We start from the raw sequence: 14754 nt of genomic DNA, 5'->3' as shown, positions 1-14754 counted from the left end.
GCCATGAACCGCAGGAAGCTTCTCAAAGGCGCCGGTCTTGCCGCCGCCGCAACGGCGGTCAGCGCGCCCGCCATCGCGCAGTCCACTCCGACGCTGCGCTGGCGGCTGACGACGTCGTTCCCAAAATCCCTCGATACGCTCTATGGCGCGTGCGAGATGTTCAGCAAGGCCATGGCCGATCTGTCCGAGCAGAAGTTCCAGATCAGCGTGTATGGCCCCGGTGAAATCGTGCCGGCCTTCCAGGTGTTCGATGCGGTCGCCAACAGCACCGTCGAGATGGGGAACAGCGCGTCATACTATTACATCGGCAAGGATCCGGCGTTCGCGTTCGGCACTGCCGTGCCGTTTGGGCTCAACACGCGGCAAATGAATGCCTGGCTCGCCTATGGCGGCGGGCTCGAACTAATGAACGAACTTTACAAGCCCTACGGCATCTACGGCCTGCCGTTCGGCAACACGACCGCGCAGATGGGCGGCTGGTTCCGCAAGGAGATCAAGACGCTCGATGATTTGAAGGGTCTGAAGTTCCGGGTCGGCGGTGTGGCCGGGCAGGTGCTGGCCCGCATTGGCGTCGTGCCGCAGCAGATTCCGCCGGGGGATATCTACCCCGCGCTTGAGAAAGGCACGATCGACGCTGCCGAATGGATCGGCCCCTACGACGACGAGAAGCTCGGCTTCCTCAAGGTCGCGCCCTATTACTATTATCCCGGCTGGTGGGAAGGCTGCGCCAACGGCTTTCTCTACATCAACACGGCGAAGTGGGCGGAGCTTCCAAAAGTCTATCAGGACATGATGACGATTGCGGCCGCGCAGGTGGCCGCCGACCTGACCGCCAAATACGACACCCGCAACGCCCAGGCGATCAAACGCCTGGTCGCCGCCGGCGCGCAGCTTCGGCCATTCTCGACCGACATCCTCGACGCCTGCTTCAAGGAGACCAATGAGCTGTTTGCGGAGGTCGCGGCCAAGAACACCAAGTTTAAAGCCCTGAACGACTCCATGACGGCGTTCCGCAACGAGCAATATCAGTGGCATCAGGTCTGCGAAGCCACCTACGACAATTACATGATCCGGCGAAGCCGCGGCTAGGCTGATATCGCCGGCGGCTCGCCAGAACCGGAGACGCATTTGGATATTCGCACCGGGCGGCCGGTTTCGCTCGCGCCTCGTGGCATGGTGACGTCACCGCATTCGCTGGCGTCCTCAGCCGGCGTCGATGTGCTTCGCGCCGGTGGATCCGCCATCGATGCCGCGATTGCCGCCAGCGCCGTGCTGGCGGTCGTTTATCCGCATATGACGGGGCTGGGCGGCGATGCGTTCTGGCTCGTGCATGACGGCCGCAGCGGAGAGATCAAATACCTTAACGGCGGCGGCAAGGCGGCAGCGGGCGCATCGCTGGCGTCGATGGCGGGCAGAGGGCTGAAAGAAATCCCGCTGCGCGGGATCGTCCCGGCGACGCTGACGGTGCCGGGCGCGGTTGCGAGCTGGGCCGCGGCGCATGATGGCCATGGCCGGTTGCCTTTGCGGCGGGTACTCGAAGCCGCGATCGGCTATGCGCGCGACGGCTTTCCGGTCACTGGGCGGCTGGCGAGCTTCATCGAAATGATGCGTGACGATCTCCTTCAGCAACACGAAGCCGCCGGAATCTTTCTGCCCGGTGGTGCGGTGCCGTCGCCAGGCACAAGGCTCACCAATCCCGATCTGTCCAGAACGCTTGAAGCGATCGGGGATCATGGATGGTCCGGATTTTATGAGGGACCCGTCGCCACTGAAATGGTGCGCTTCTCGCAAGCGCGAGGTGGTTTCTTTGAGCCCGGAGATTTCGAGGCGCAACGGGCGAGTTGGGGTATACCGCTGACCGGCCGCTACCGCGACGTCACCATTTTCAACACGCCACCGCCGACGCAGGGCTTTACCGTGATCGAGATGCTCAATCTGCTCGAACCGCTCGAACCGCATCGCATGGATTTGCTCGGACCCGACCGATTGCACCTGATGGTGCAAGCCAAGCAGATCGCCTATCACGACCGCGATCTCGTGCTCGCCGATCCCGCCTTTGCCGAGGTGCCCGTCGAAACGCTGATTTCCAAAGGCTACGCACGCCAGCGCAGCGGGTTGATCGATCCGGCGCGCGCACTGAAATGGGATGAAGTGCCGTCATTCGGCAGCCTGGCGGGCGATACCGTCTACATCGCCGCGGTCGACCGCGACGGCAATGCGGCCTCGCTCATCCAGAGCCTCTATGGCGGGTTCGGGTCATGCGTGGTGGCGGGTAGCACTGGCGTCGTGCTGCAAAACCGCGGCGCGTACTTCTCGCTCGATCCCAACCATCGCAATCGGCTCGAGCCCAAGAAAATCCCGCTGCACACCCTGATCGCCTCGATGGCCAAACGCGACGGCAAGCTCTGCAGCGTGCTGGGCTGCATGGGCGCGGATGGCCAGCCGCAGATCCAGCTGCAGCTCTATTCGGCGATGATCGATCATGGGCTCGACATCCAGGAGGCGATCGAACTGCCGCGGTTCCTGTCCGGCCGCTTCGGGCTCGGCGAAGCCCGCGATACCCTGCACATGGAAAACCGCTTTCCCGCGGAAACGATCCGTGCGCTGGAACAACGCGGCCACACCGTGCATCGCTGGGGTGCGTGGGAAGAGATGGCCGGCCACGCCCACGGCATCACCATCTCAGGGCACGACGGGACCTTGAGCGGCGGTTCGGACCCGCGCAGTGATGGCGCGGCGGTCGGATACTGAAAACGTCAGTTTGCGGTCTTGAACGGTGCGACCGCGATCCCGGCTTCCTTCAATGCCTGGCGCACGCCGCGCCCGATCTCGACCGCGCCCGGCGTATCGCCATGAATGCAGACCGTATCGGTGCGCATCTTGATGACCTTGCCCGTGACCGAGACCACGGCGCCGTCCTGCACCATCCGCACCACGCGGTCGGCGATCATCTTGGGATCGTGCAGCACCGCGCCCGGCTTCTTGCGCGACACCAGCTGGCCGTCGTCCTCATAGGCGCGGTCGGCAAACACTTCGTGCACCATCGGCAGGTTGGCGGCTTCGCCCGCGGTCACCAGCTTGGAATTGGCCAGCACCACGAAGATCAAATTGGGATCGACCGCCTTGATGCCGTTGGCGATTGCCCGTGCGGTCATGTCGTCCTCGCAGGCGACATTGGAGATCGCGCCATGCGCCTTGACGTGGGTGACCTTGTGGCCGGCCGCGGTCGCGATCGCCTGCAGCGCGCCGATCTGGTAGGCGATCAGGTTCTCGATCTCGGATGATTTCAGGCCGGGCATCGGCCGGCGGCCGAAACCGTGCAGGTCGCGGTAGCCGGGGTGAGCGCCGACGCTGACGCCGCGCGCCTTTGCCAGCTCGACCGTGCGGCGCATGATATCGGGATCGCCGGCATGGAAACCGCAGGCGACGTTGACCGAGGTCGCAAGCTCGATCATCGCGGCGTCATTGCCCATTTCCCACGCGCCAAATCCTTCGCCGAGATCGCAGTTGAGGTCGATGGTTGTCATGGTGTTGGTCCGCTTCTTGGTGAGTGGATCTAGAGTTAGTCCGGGCCCGATACGTCAGCGGGCGAGGCAACCTGCCAGGTGGCCGCATCGACGGCACTGACGGCGTAGCCGGCGACGTTGGCATCTTGCAGCGCGTCGATGTTGAGATCAAAGCTTTCGATTGGCCGCAGCCGGTCGGGCAGGGAACGCAACAAATCAGCGAATTGGCGCGCTGCGGCCTGGGCTTCCGCCATGCTGACGGCCTTGAAGCGAAAGGCGCGCCCGGCCGGCGTCTGCGCAAACCGCCCGAAGTCGGCGGAAATCACCGTCGCGATCTTGGGATAACCGCCGCTGGTGCCGCGATCCGGCATCAGCACGATCGGCTGGCCGTTGCCGGGAACCTGCAGGCTGCCGTTCACCGTGCCGTCGGAAACGATGTTGTGGCCGTGCAGATGTTTGATGACGGGGCCTTCGAGCCGATAACCCATGCGGTCGCTGGTGGCCGAAATCTTCCACTCGCTGTCGATAAACAGTTGTTTGGCATCATCAGCGAATTCGTCGTCCTGCGGTCCCCAGACCACGCGGATCGACGCCTCTGCCGTGGCCGGCAGCTCGATCCGGCGTTCCGGTGCGCCGCTGGCCGGTTTCGTCTGCAATTCGTCGCCGCTCTGCAGCGGGCGCGGGTAGGGACTGCCGAGCCCGGCGCGCGCGTTGACGGAGAGGCTGCCAAAGTCAGGTTCGCCGGCGATGCCGCCCTCGAACGCGAGGTAGCTGAACGAACCGCTGCGGGCAAAGCCAAGCGTCATGGTCTCGCCGTCGGCCAGCGTCGCAGACGTATCGACCGCAACCGGGCGTCCGGCGATGTCGGCATTGCGTGACGCCCCTGACAGCGCGATGCGAACGGCGCCGCCGCGCGCGGTGAAGGCGGCGCCAAACGGGCCGATCTCGACAGCGGCCGCAAACGGCTCGTTGCCGACCAGCGTGTTGGCCGCCGCCAGCGCCAGCCGGTCCATCGCGCCGCTCGGCACCAGGCCATAGCGCTGCGAGCCGGGGCGGCCGCCATCCTGTACCGAACTTGCCGGGCCGATCGAGGTGATGACGAGCTTGCTCATGAGGGCATCAACTCGGCCACGATCTCTCCCGCTGCCGCGGCGCGGTCCTGCTCGGCAAAGGTTTTGGTGTCGACCGGCACGAACGTAATGGCGTCGCCGGGTTCCAGCAGGAAAGTCGGATCGCGATGCAGCTGATAGGTGCGGACTGCAGTCTGTCCGAGCAGGTGCCAGCCACTAGGCCCGGCCAGGCATTGCACCCCGGTCTGCACGCCGCCGATCGAGACCGTGCCGGCCGGGGTCAGCAGCCGCGGATTTTGCCGGCGCGGCATCTGCATCGAGGCCGCTAAGCCAGAGAGATAGGACCAGCCCGGCGTAAAGCCGATCATGGCGACGCGGTAATCGCCGGCGACGTGCCGCGCCACGATGTCGTCGGGCGTGGTCTTGAGCGTCTTGGCCACGTCCTCAAGGTCGACGCCGTGCTCGCCGCCATAGACCACGGGGATGCGCCAGCGCCGGGTCTTTGTCGCCTCCGGTATCGGCAGCTGCGCCAGCGCCAGGATATGCTCGCCAAGCGCTTCAAATGAAATTCGCACGGGATCGTAATGCACCAGCAGCGAGCGATAGGTCGGCACGGTCTCGGTGACGCCCTCGACTGGTGTGTCAGCCATCGCGCGGTCGAGCGCCAGCACCCGCCCGTTCGCGGCATCGTCGATGTTGCGGGAAAACTCCACCGTGATGGCGCTGTCGCCACTGGGCAAAAGGCGGGGCGGGGGTAGCGTCGCGGCCATGGCCTCGGTACTGCCTCGGGATCTGTCTCAGGACTGGCTGGTGACTCGTTGGGCTGAGATCAAGCTGTAGCGTGTTTCACGCGCCAGTGGAATTCGCTTCGTGCGAAATCATTGAGCAAGTTCAATAAACTAATCTGCATGGCAGTGATAAGCTGTTGTGATCGAACTCCTTCGAACGAACCCTTGACGCGATGCCCGCGCCCCGCAAGATGCGCTACCTTTTGATCCCCTCCCATTGGAGCGTTGCCTTACCGATGTCCCTGACCCCTGAAGCGATCGCGACCCTGTCCCGCGTGTCCACTGCCACCATCACCACAGTCCTGCTGAAGAAGGGCCTGCGGAACGTCTGGATGCGCGGCACCAAACCGTTGCGCCCGGGACAGCCGCGGCTGGTCGGGCCGGCCTTCACGCTGCGCTTCGTGCCCGCGCGCGAGGACCTCGCCACTCCCGAATCCTGGTCGTCGCCGATCTCCACCCGCACCGCGATTGAGGCCATGCCGCAGGGCTGTATCGCGGTGATCGACGCGATGGGCGTCAAGGATGCCGGTATCTTCGGCGATATCCTTTGCGCGCGCATGGTCAAGCGTGGGGTCGCGGCGCTGATCACCGACGGCGTCGTGCGCGACGTCGAGGGTGTGCTTGGCACCGGCCTTCCGGTCTGGTGCGATGGTTACGCGGCGCCACCGTCGGTCGCCGGGTTGACCTTCGTCGGCTGGGGCGAGCCGATCGGCTGTGGCGGGGTTGCGGTATTTCCGAACGACGTCGTAGTCGCCGATCAGGACGGCGCGGTGCTGATCCCGCAAGCGTTCCTCGACCTCATTTTGGCCGAAGGCGCCGAGCAGGAGCGGATGGAAGCCTGGATCGTCAACGAAGTGAACAACGGCGCGGCGCTTCCCGGCCTTTACCCCATGAATGCCGAGACCAAGGCGCGCTACGCGGCGAGCAAGAAATAACATCAACAAAGCGAGGTAACGCCATGGATATCCACGTCTCCGGCTCGCGGCCGACGCGCAAGGCTCCGCCCGAATATTTCACCGGTACGGTCTGGCAGGATCCGATCATCGCTACCGAGGCGCCGGCACGGCTGGTTTCCACCCGCGTCTCTTTCGAGCCCGGCGCGCGTACGGCGTGGCACTCGCATCCGCTTGGGCAGACGCTTTACGTGGTTTCGGGGATCGGCCGAGTGCAGGCCGTGGGTGGGCCGGTCCGGGAAATCCGGCCCGGCGACGTGGTCTGGATCCCGCCCGGCGAGAAGCACTGGCATGGCGCCTCGCCAACCAATGGCATGACCCACATCGCGATGCAGGAAGCGCTCGACGGTAGCTACGCGACCTGGATGGAGAAGGTCACGGACGCCCAGTATGCGGCGAAGGTCGGCTAGCGTCTCCCGGATGAAGCGAGCCGAGGCCCGTTCTACTTTGCATGGGGTTGTTTTCGCGATTTTTTGTTCGGGCCCTGCCGTTCATCACCGATAGTGTGAACCGGACGGTCCGACGCGATACGAGAACCGCAAACAAAAAGCCCCGCCGGTGCAGGCGGGGCCTTTAGTTGAATGCGGGTTGTTGGCGTTTCAGTTCACGCGGGTCCAGGTCTGGCCACCGCAGAACATGCCGCCAAAGGCGCAGCCCTGAACGCGCAGGCTGTCGGAGCCTTTCATCGCGAGCGTTGAATCATAGGTGCTGCCGGAATTCGGATCGAAAATCCGGCCGCTCCATTTGTTGTCCTTGCCGGGCTTCATGTTGATCAGCACCTGCTCGCCGTTGCGGTTTGACTTCTTGTCGACGGAATAGCCGCAAAGATTGGCGCCGCATTGTTCGATGCGGACCTTGCCTTCCTTCTCTTCCGTCAGCCAGACGCCAAGCGGCGAGTTCGCTGCCTGCGGGGCGGCCGGCGGCGGTGCGGGCAGCGGCGTTACCGCGGCGACGGCAGGCGCAGGCTTTGGCGCGGGAGGCGGCTCTTGCTGGACCTGCGGGGCGGGTGCGCTGGGCGGCAGTGGAGCGGCCGGCACAGTCGCCGGATCGGCCGCCGGGGCAACGGCGACAGCCGACGGTTCAGCGGGCGCGACCGGTGCGGGAGTTGCAGGAACGGGTGCAGGGGCCGCCGGAGCAGCGGCCTGCTCGGCGGGGAGAGGCGCGGCGGGAGCAGGTGCGGCGGGAGCGACCGTGTCGGGCTGCGTCCTGGAGTCCGTCTTTGCCTGTTGCGGCGACTGCTTGCGCGGACGGTCGCGATCACCGTCCTCGTTGCGCGAGCGTTTGGCCTTCGGCGTATTGTCGTAGACGCCTGGGATCTGAACGGTGCCGCGATCGGGATCGATCCGAATGGTGCGGCCGCCGTAATCGAAAGTGTACTGCGCCTGCGCGGCACTGCTCGCCAGCAAAAACGCGGCGATCGCCAGAAGCTTCTTCATAATGACCTCCTGAGCAGGGAATCCCAACCCCCGAAGCTACGCAATGGCAGCTCGCAAAACGTGATCCAGATCACTTTCAAACGATAAGTCGTGTATCAGCGGCTTTGGTTCAATGTCGTCCGCGCAGCCCAATTTGCCCCCGACAAACGGTCAATTTGCGGCGAAAATTGCATATTTGCCGGCCGATCAATCGAACCAGGCGGCGCAGATTTTCCTGAAACTGCCATCCTCGGTTGAGATGTGCAGCCACTGATCGACGAAGGCTTTCAGGGCGACGTCGCGCTGCAGCCAATAGGCTTTCTCGGCGAAGTCGAACGGCTTTTCGGGATGCACCGCGCACAGCACGCCGGGATGCAGCTTCTGCTGGTACAGCGTCTCCGACGAATCCGTCATCATCAGGTCGGCATTGCCCTTGGCGATCTCGTCGAAGATCGTGACGTTGTCGTTGTGCAGTTTCACTTCCGCGTTCTTGACGTTGGCGCGGGCAAACCGTTCGTTGGTGCCGCCGGGATTGACGATCACACGCGTGCCGGGCTTATCGATGTCGGCAATGGTTTCGTACTTACCCTTGTCGGCGCAGCGCGCGATCGGCGTCTTGCCCTCACGCATGATCGGCGTCGAGAACAGGCCCTTCTTCTGCCGGTCAAGCGTGATCGATACGCCGCCCATCGCAACGTCGAAATTGTCGGCCTCGAAATCCTTCATCAGTTGCGGCCATGCGGTGTGGACGAATTCGACCTTGACGCCGAGCGCCTTGCCGAGCGCTTCCGCCATGTCGACGTCAAAGCCGCTGAATTTCGAAGTCGTCTTGTCGAGATAGGTGAAGGGCCGGTAGTCGCCGGTCATGCCGACCCGCAGCGTGCCGCGCTTGATGATGTCGTCGAGGCGGGAAGGGGCCGGTTGCTGGGCATGGGCTGACATCGTCAACAGGACAGCCATGCCCAGACCAAATAGCATTCGAAACATCAGTTCTTCTCCGCCGGTGAGTTCGATGACACCTTGGTTGTGTTAGCGCAGGATTTAGACCAGATGCACGTCACCACGGCTTACGACATCCTGCGCCAAGCCGGCGTGGATCTCCCCAAGAAGGATTTCCTGGGGCCGCCGAAATAGCGTGTAGGATTATGTCTCGCCGTTGTCTTTGCGCACCAGATTGGCGACGGCGGCGCGTCCTGTCATTTCGCTTTTCAGTTGCTCGAACCGGCGACGTGCCGCGGCTTCGCGGTCGTCGACCAGCTGGATCGCGGCATCCTTGTTCATCGGTCCGCTGACAATAGGCGTCGAATTCTCGCCAATGGTCTCGTCGACGTAATAGTCGCCATCGTCCTCGCGGACCGTCCATTTGAAACGGATCGCGGCCATTGGTCCGGGCCCGACCTTGGAATAGCCATCGGCCTCGAAAGGTAGAAAGACCTCAGGCGGCGGGGCGGCCTCGATCGGCGCGGCGGCCTCAAGCGGCGGTGGAACCGCGAGCGACGGCAGTGCTTCGATCGGTTGAAATTCTTCGAGCGGCGGAGGTTCGAGCGGCGGAGGGGTGGCCGGCGCGTCTTCAGCGGCTGGCCGTTCGCGCTCGCGCGGGATCACGGGCGGCTGATCGAGAATGCTGGCGATCGCCGCCAGGGCGTTGTCGGTCGGGTCGTTTTGGCTCACGATTCGGCCTCCGGATCGAACTCCGTCCGCGGAATCGGTGTCCGCTACGGATGTGTCTGCTAGTGTCCGCTACTGTCCGACTTATCCCCATGAATAGGGCATTTCTTAGATAATCACCGTCTGGCTTCGTCCGCTGTCATCCGGTACAATCCGAGAACAATTTGTACATTGGGTTGTGCGTTGTTGACGGAGCCTCGAATGCCTCGAGTCGCACACAGATTATCTGCTTTGCGCGTTAAGAGCGACCTGCCGCCGGGCCTATATGGTGACGGTCACGGGCTCTATTTGCAAGTCAGCGCCCAGAAAACCAAGGCATGGGTTTACCGGTACATGATCGCCGGTCGAGCTCGGAAGATGGGTCTGGGACCAATCCATTCGGTGTCGCTGTCCGAAGCCCGCAAGCGAGCCTCGGACATGCACCGCCAGATATGGGAAGGCGTCGACCCGATCGAGGCGAGGCACAAAAAGAAGATCGAGCAGGCGGTCGCCCTGAGCGAGGGCATAACATTCCGGGAATGCGCTAAAAAATATATCGATGCGCACGCCTCAAGCTGGAAGTCAGCGCGGCATAAGCAACAATGGAAAGTAACACTCGATCAGTATGTAAACCCGGTTGTCGGGGACATGCCGGTTTCGGCCGTCGAGAAGCCGCATGTGCTGGCCGTGCTGGAGCCGATCTGGCTCACTAAGACGGAAACCGCGCGCCGTGTTCGGGGGCGAATCGAGACCGTGCTGGATTGGGCGAAGGCGCGTGACTACCGTGGTGGAGAAAATCCGGCGCGCTGGCGCGGCCACCTAGAACAACTGCTTCCGGCCCGTGCTCGCATCGCGCCGGTCAAGAACCTCGCGGCGATGCCCTATCGGGATCTGCCGCGATTTATGACAGATCTGCGAGAACAGGTTGGCGTTAATGCCCGTGCGCTGGAGTTCTTAATTTTGACCGCCGCCCGCACAGGCGACGTAATCGGAGCGACGTGGAACGAAATCGACGCTGTAGAGCGCCTATGGATCGTCCCTGGTGCGCGTATAAAGTCCAGGAAGGGCTCACTGCGCCGCGATCACGTTGTGCCCCTGTGTGATCGGGCGATCGAATTGTTGAACGGTTTGCAGCGAGACGCGGATTTCATCTTCATTGGCACGGATCCGGGAAAGCCGATCTCGCCGGCTGTTATGATTAGGTTGACGAAAGAATTGGTTGGCGAGGAGGTGACCGTTCACGGTTTCCGGTCAGCGTTTCGCGATTGGGGCGCAGAGCAAACAAACTATCCAAACGAAATGCTCGAAATGGCTTTGGCCCATACGGTCTCCGATAAAACGGAGGCGGCGTATCGACGCGGCGACATGCGCGAAAAGCGTCGCGCTCTGATGAATGATTGGGCTGCTTATTGTGCCGGTGGTCAGCATGTCGGATCATGACGAAGCTGGGCTTATGCTCGATGCATATGAAGCAAGCTTCAAAGAAGGAAAGCGTATTTCCCTCTTCGCCGCAATAAACCACTGCGCTGTACACGGATTGAAGTTGCCGCAATGGGCCGCAAGGGCCTTTATAACCGGCTACAAAAGAATTCGAAGCTTCGATGCCGCTTCGTTAGACGACGCGTTCGGCAAGCCGCATCCCGATGGGATTCACATCGACCGCGCGGCGTTCAAAAAAAGCATCCAACTAGACGTTTATGTAACAATTCGCCACTTGAACGAGAAGCGCGATCGCACGATCGACGACGTTCTTTTTGAAGAAGTGGGAAAGAAATTTGGCATCGGTCGTACAGTTTGCAAGGAATTGTATTCTGAAGTGAACAAGCTCCATACCAAGAAACCTTCCCGCCGAACGCCGCGAAAAAGGTAAAACTTCCGGCGTTACACGGCGCCATCCTCCTTTTATGTCCGGATAAGGCCTCCAACGCACGGAGCCGTCTTATTCGGAGACACACATGTTGGTTCGACCGGAAGTTACAGGCAAAGGAGGCGCGGGTTTGCAGCGCATCCTGCGCCTACCTGCCGTCTTGGAAGCGACCGGATGGTCGCGCGCGACCCTTTACGACAAGATCAAGGCGGGCAAGTTTTCCAAACCCATTAAGCTCGACACGGATGGACGCGCCGTCGGCTGGCCGGAAGGCGAGGTGTTGGCACATCAGCAGGACCGCATTGCTGCGCGCGATGGGGAGGCTGAATAATCCATGACCCAAATAGAAAAGGCCCGCCAATTAGGCGAGCCAATTCCCAACGGTGTCTGCCAGGACGCCGCGGAATTTAGGCCAGATCAGTCCGAACTGCAACAGCTTCTGCAGCTCTCACGCCTTAAGCGCCGCTACGCAATCAGCGCCCCTGTAGCGGAGATGTTGCGGCCCCTCGTGTTCGGCCAAGGCGGTGCCGCATGACCGCAACCGTTTATGAGGCAAGCCATATAAAGCGGTACCGAGCCTCCAGGGAAGAGGTTCGCCATCGGCGCAAACAACTGCATAACATTATCGCCGCGATGCACCCGATGACGGTTCGTCAGGTGTTCTACCAGGCCACGGTCCTCGGCTTGGTGGAGAAGTCGGAGTCCGGTTACACCAAGGTCCAGACAGACCTCGTGCAGATGCGCCAGAGCGGCGCGCTGCCTTACGGATGGATCGCCGACAACACCCGGTTTCAGCGTCGCCCGCGGACCTATGACGGCGTCCAGGCGGCGCTGGACGAGACGGCGAGGCTGTACAGGAAGTCACTCTGGGCTGACGCCGACTGCTACGTCGAGATATGGCTGGAGAAGGACGCCCTATCGGGCGTGATCTTCCCCATTACCAGCATGTACGACGTCCCGTTGATGGTGGCGCGGGGCTACGCAAGCCTCTCGTTCCTGTACGGAGCGGCCGAGTACATCGGCGAGTTGGACGTCCCCACCTACATTTACCACTTCGGCGACTTCGACCCGTCCGGCGTCAACGCCGGAGAGAAGATCGAGTCGACGTTGCGGGAGATGGTGCCATGGGCGGAGATCCACTTCCACCGCGCCGCCGTCACGCCCTACCAGATCAAGGCAATGGAGTTGCCAACGCGGCCAACCAAGACTTCGGACTCACGGTCCAAGGGCTTCGGCGACGTGTACGTCGAGCTTGATGCTATTCCGCCGGGAGAGCTTCGTCGGCTTGTCGAGAGAGTAATCGAGCGGCACCTACCACGGCACCAATTCGAGATCATGAAGATCGCGGAAGCGAGTGAACGCGAAATCATCAAGCGCCTAGTCGGCGCACTGGATGTGTCCGATGAGTGAGGCCACAGCAATTCAAGCCGTCTCGCGCGCAATTGGTGCCGTCGTCGATATCGTCGAAGTTCGCGATCCTTCAGATGGTACGAGCAGTTTGGCCATTCGCTATTCGGCCGGTCATTCACGGTGGCTTTCGACCTGCCGCTTTCAGGATCCTGCCCAGGCCCATATCGCCGGCATTGCCATCAGCGACTTCAGCGGCGCGAGGTTCTCTGCATGACCAGCGCTATCGCCACACAACGCGATGAAGATCGGGAATTCACGTTGCAAAGAATTCGAGTAGCGATCAGCCGAGTGCGCCTTATCGCGGAAGAGCTGGTCGAGATCGGTATGGCGTTGAAGACCGACCGGATTAGTTCGAGCGACGCAGTCGAATGGGCTGCGTATGTCGCACCTGGATGTCTGGACACCGTCGCCGATACGATGGAGGTCGGTCAATGAATCCGGAAACGCTGACTAACGCAGAACTTGATCGCTTCGCTGCGGATCACGACGCCGCCACCGGTGACCGCGTACTCCGGCAGGTGTTCGGGTTCTTGGGACGTTACGTCCGCTACCCGACCGAACATGCCCAAACCGCTCACGCGCTTTGGATTGCACATTCGCATTGCATGCAGCACTGGCACACGACGCCGCGGATTGCCTTTATGTCGGAGGAGAAAGAGAGCGGAAAGACTCGCGCCCTCGAAGTGACGGAAATCCTGACACCCGGGTCTCTGCTCAGTTTCAATTTGTCACCCGCTGCATTGGTGAGGAAGGTGGCGGAAGGCGGTCACACGATCTTGTTTGACGAGATCGACGCACTGTTCGGCAACAGTAAACGCGAAGAGGGTAACCTCGACGTCCGATCGATTTTGAACTCTGGCTATAAGCGCGGTGCAAAGGCCTACCGCTGCATCACCATTGGTAAACGGATTGAAGTCGAGGAGCTGGATTCGTTTGCCCCCGTCGCGTTGGCTGGACTCAAGGATCTGCCGGACACGTTGGCCTCGCGCGCCATCATAATCCGGATGCGTAGGAGGGCGCCGGATGAAGTGGTGGAGCAGTTTCGGACACGAATGGTGCAGCCGATCGCTACCGGCATCTTCGATAAGATCGCGTTGTGGACGTCATCACTACCTGACTTGAGCAGGGAAACAGCGCAGATGCCACCGGGTGTGACGGACCGGGCCGCTGAGTGCTGGGAACCTTTGCTGCTAATCGCCGACGCCGCAGGCGGCAATTGGCCAGAATTAGCACGGAAAGCCGCATCCTATTTTGTACAGGGCGGGAAAGCGGAGGCCACATCGCCTGGGGTTGAACTTCTGGAGCACATTCGTGATGCGTTCGGCACGGACGTGAGACTCTGGACCGAAACATTATTGCAGCGATTGCATGACCGCCCTGAATCGCCATGGCGGATCATCTTTGGCCGCCCCCTGGACGATCGCGGGCTGGCAAAGCGCCTCAAGGGCTACGGCATCAAGTCTTGCGACGTCAAAATCGAGGGCACCAACAAGAAAGGATATCAGGCCGAGACCTTCGCCGATGCCTGGAACCGATACCTGCCGGACTTAAGCGCTACCGGCGCTACCACCGCTACTGAATTGATTAATCAAAACAAACCGGTAGCGGAGGTAGCGCTGGTAGCGCACGTTTGCGCCAGCGGCGCCCTTTCTCAGGAGTGCTGCTCATGCGGGGAATCTGGCGATCTCGTTGAAGTAACCCGGGGAGCGACATCGGCCAAATTACACCGGGAGTGCTTGGCCGATTGGGAGGCCAACATTGACGTGCGAGCAGGTGCCGCCGCATGAGCGACGCCACCGATCGACCGAGGGAGCGGCCCCAGCCCAAAACTGTCGCCGAGCGCGTTCGCGCGTGCCGGGCCCGCAAAAAGGCAAAGAAAGTATTGGTCAAGCTCGAGGTCACACCGGCGGATGCCGACAATCTCTCCGACCTTGGCTTTCTGGAAGCTTGGACCATTGAGCGGCCTGACCCGCGCGAGCTCGCTGTAGCGATTGCGGCGGTCTTGGCGCTCCGCAAAAAGCTGGACCTGTAACGTCGTTACGCTTTCGGCGAACCGGGGATGATATTTGTTTTGCGAAGCTGCTTCACCACTCGAATT

19 protein-coding genes are annotated in these 14754 nt (G+C 61.9%); 13 read left to right on the top strand and 6 right to left on the bottom strand.

Annotated elements, in window-relative coordinates:
• The first annotated feature begins 3 nt into the window (after positions 1 to 3).
• On the top strand, positions 4 to 1089 hold the full coding sequence (locus tag JQ575_RS01705) for a TRAP transporter substrate-binding protein (protein ID WP_212031548.1): 1086 nt from the start codon (positions 4 to 6) through the stop codon (positions 1087 to 1089).
• 39 nt (positions 1090 to 1128) lie between these two features.
• A complete protein-coding gene (gene ggt, locus JQ575_RS01700; protein ID WP_212031547.1) occupies positions 1129 to 2751 on the top strand; it encodes a gamma-glutamyltransferase in 1623 nt (540 codons plus the stop codon).
• 5 nt (positions 2752 to 2756) lie between these two features.
• Here the strand turns inward: ggt and JQ575_RS01695 are convergent, their stop codons facing one another.
• The 3 genes from JQ575_RS01695 to pxpB are packed head-to-tail and all read right to left on the bottom strand — an operon-like array spanning position 2757 to position 5346.
• Entirely contained in the window at positions 2757 to 3527 is a 771-nt protein-coding gene (locus JQ575_RS01695) for a LamB/YcsF family protein (RefSeq protein ID WP_212031546.1), read from the bottom strand.
• A gap of 35 nt (positions 3528 to 3562) precedes the next feature.
• Positions 3563 to 4618, bottom strand: a complete 1056-nt coding sequence (locus JQ575_RS01690; protein WP_212031545.1) for a biotin-dependent carboxyltransferase family protein — start codon at positions 4616 to 4618, stop codon at positions 3563 to 3565.
• Positions 4615 to 5346: a 5-oxoprolinase subunit PxpB gene (gene pxpB / locus JQ575_RS01685; RefSeq protein ID WP_212031544.1), complete on the bottom strand. Its 732-nt coding sequence runs from the start codon at positions 5344 to 5346 to the stop codon at positions 4615 to 4617. Before pxpB ends, JQ575_RS01690 begins: the two co-directional genes overlap by 4 nt.
• A gap of 254 nt (positions 5347 to 5600) precedes the next feature.
• Here pxpB and JQ575_RS01680 point away from each other — a divergent pair, with 254 nt between their 5' ends.
• Both JQ575_RS01680 and JQ575_RS01675 read left to right on the top strand, forming a co-directional pair.
• A complete protein-coding gene (locus JQ575_RS01680) occupies positions 5601 to 6299 on the top strand; it encodes a ribonuclease activity regulator RraA (protein ID WP_212031543.1) in 699 nt (232 codons plus the stop codon).
• Between the two features lie 23 nt (positions 6300 to 6322).
• Complete coding sequence (locus JQ575_RS01675) at positions 6323 to 6727, top strand: cupin domain-containing protein (protein WP_212031542.1); 405 nt, start codon at positions 6323 to 6325, stop codon at positions 6725 to 6727.
• A gap of 189 nt (positions 6728 to 6916) precedes the next feature.
• Here the strand turns inward: JQ575_RS01675 and JQ575_RS01670 are convergent, their stop codons facing one another.
• Both JQ575_RS01670 and JQ575_RS01665 read right to left on the bottom strand, forming a co-directional pair.
• A complete protein-coding gene (locus JQ575_RS01670; protein WP_212031541.1) occupies positions 6917 to 7753 on the bottom strand; it encodes a DUF2147 domain-containing protein in 837 nt (278 codons plus the stop codon).
• Positions 7754 to 7939: 186 nt separating this feature from the next.
• Positions 7940 to 8719: a transporter substrate-binding domain-containing protein gene (locus tag JQ575_RS01665; RefSeq protein ID WP_212031540.1), complete on the bottom strand. Its 780-nt coding sequence runs from the start codon at positions 8717 to 8719 to the stop codon at positions 7940 to 7942.
• 39 nt (positions 8720 to 8758) lie between these two features.
• Here JQ575_RS01665 and JQ575_RS01660 point away from each other — a divergent pair, with 39 nt between their 5' ends.
• Positions 8759 to 8866 carry a DUF1993 family protein gene (locus JQ575_RS01660; protein WP_312015866.1) on the top strand — a complete coding sequence of 36 codons (108 nt, stop codon included), beginning with the start codon at positions 8759 to 8761 and terminating at the stop codon, positions 8864 to 8866.
• Between the two features lie 9 nt (positions 8867 to 8875).
• Here JQ575_RS01660 and JQ575_RS01655 read toward each other — a convergent pair whose 3' ends face one another.
• Entirely contained in the window at positions 8876 to 9403 is a 528-nt protein-coding gene (locus tag JQ575_RS01655; protein WP_212031539.1) for a hypothetical protein, read from the bottom strand.
• 198 nt (positions 9404 to 9601) lie between these two features.
• Here JQ575_RS01655 and JQ575_RS01650 point away from each other — a divergent pair, with 198 nt between their 5' ends.
• The 8 genes from JQ575_RS01650 to JQ575_RS01615 all read left to right on the top strand — a co-directional run bounded on the left by JQ575_RS01650 (position 9602) and on the right by JQ575_RS01615 (position 14688).
• Positions 9602 to 10819 (top strand): site-specific integrase, encoded by a 1218-nt coding sequence (locus JQ575_RS01650; protein ID WP_212031538.1) that lies wholly within the window; start codon positions 9602 to 9604, stop codon positions 10817 to 10819.
• The gene (locus JQ575_RS01645; RefSeq protein WP_212031537.1) at positions 10806 to 11249 is read left to right on the top strand and encodes a hypothetical protein; all 444 of its coding nucleotides are present in this window, start codon (positions 10806 to 10808) and stop codon (positions 11247 to 11249) included. The genes JQ575_RS01650 and JQ575_RS01645 overlap by 14 nt, the downstream gene beginning before the upstream one ends.
• An 85-nt stretch (positions 11250 to 11334) precedes the next feature.
• Positions 11335 to 11577 (top strand): AlpA family transcriptional regulator, encoded by a 243-nt coding sequence (locus tag JQ575_RS01640; RefSeq protein ID WP_212031536.1) that lies wholly within the window; start codon positions 11335 to 11337, stop codon positions 11575 to 11577.
• Between the two features lie 200 nt (positions 11578 to 11777).
• The gene (locus JQ575_RS01635) at positions 11778 to 12656 is read left to right on the top strand and encodes a hypothetical protein (protein ID WP_212031535.1); all 879 of its coding nucleotides are present in this window, start codon (positions 11778 to 11780) and stop codon (positions 12654 to 12656) included.
• The gene (locus JQ575_RS01630) at positions 12649 to 12870 is read left to right on the top strand and encodes a hypothetical protein (RefSeq protein WP_212031534.1); all 222 of its coding nucleotides are present in this window, start codon (positions 12649 to 12651) and stop codon (positions 12868 to 12870) included. The genes JQ575_RS01635 and JQ575_RS01630 overlap by 8 nt, the downstream gene beginning before the upstream one ends.
• Positions 12867 to 13091, top strand: a complete 225-nt coding sequence (locus JQ575_RS01625; RefSeq protein ID WP_212031533.1) for a hypothetical protein — start codon at positions 12867 to 12869, stop codon at positions 13089 to 13091. The genes JQ575_RS01630 and JQ575_RS01625 overlap by 4 nt, the downstream gene beginning before the upstream one ends.
• Positions 13088 to 14443, top strand: a complete 1356-nt coding sequence (locus JQ575_RS01620) for a DUF3631 domain-containing protein (protein ID WP_212031532.1) — start codon at positions 13088 to 13090, stop codon at positions 14441 to 14443. The genes JQ575_RS01625 and JQ575_RS01620 overlap by 4 nt, the downstream gene beginning before the upstream one ends.
• The gene (locus JQ575_RS01615; protein ID WP_212031531.1) at positions 14440 to 14688 is read left to right on the top strand and encodes a hypothetical protein; all 249 of its coding nucleotides are present in this window, start codon (positions 14440 to 14442) and stop codon (positions 14686 to 14688) included. Before JQ575_RS01620 ends, JQ575_RS01615 begins: the two co-directional genes overlap by 4 nt.
• Positions 14689 to 14754: the final 66 nt, after the last annotated feature.

The organism is Bradyrhizobium sp. JYMT SZCCT0428, assembly GCF_018131075.1.
In the GTDB taxonomy this organism is placed as follows: domain Bacteria; phylum Pseudomonadota; class Alphaproteobacteria; order Rhizobiales; family Xanthobacteraceae; genus Bradyrhizobium.
The sequence above is the reverse complement of the archived record's forward strand: the minus strand, read 5'-3'. Positions and strand labels throughout refer to the sequence as shown.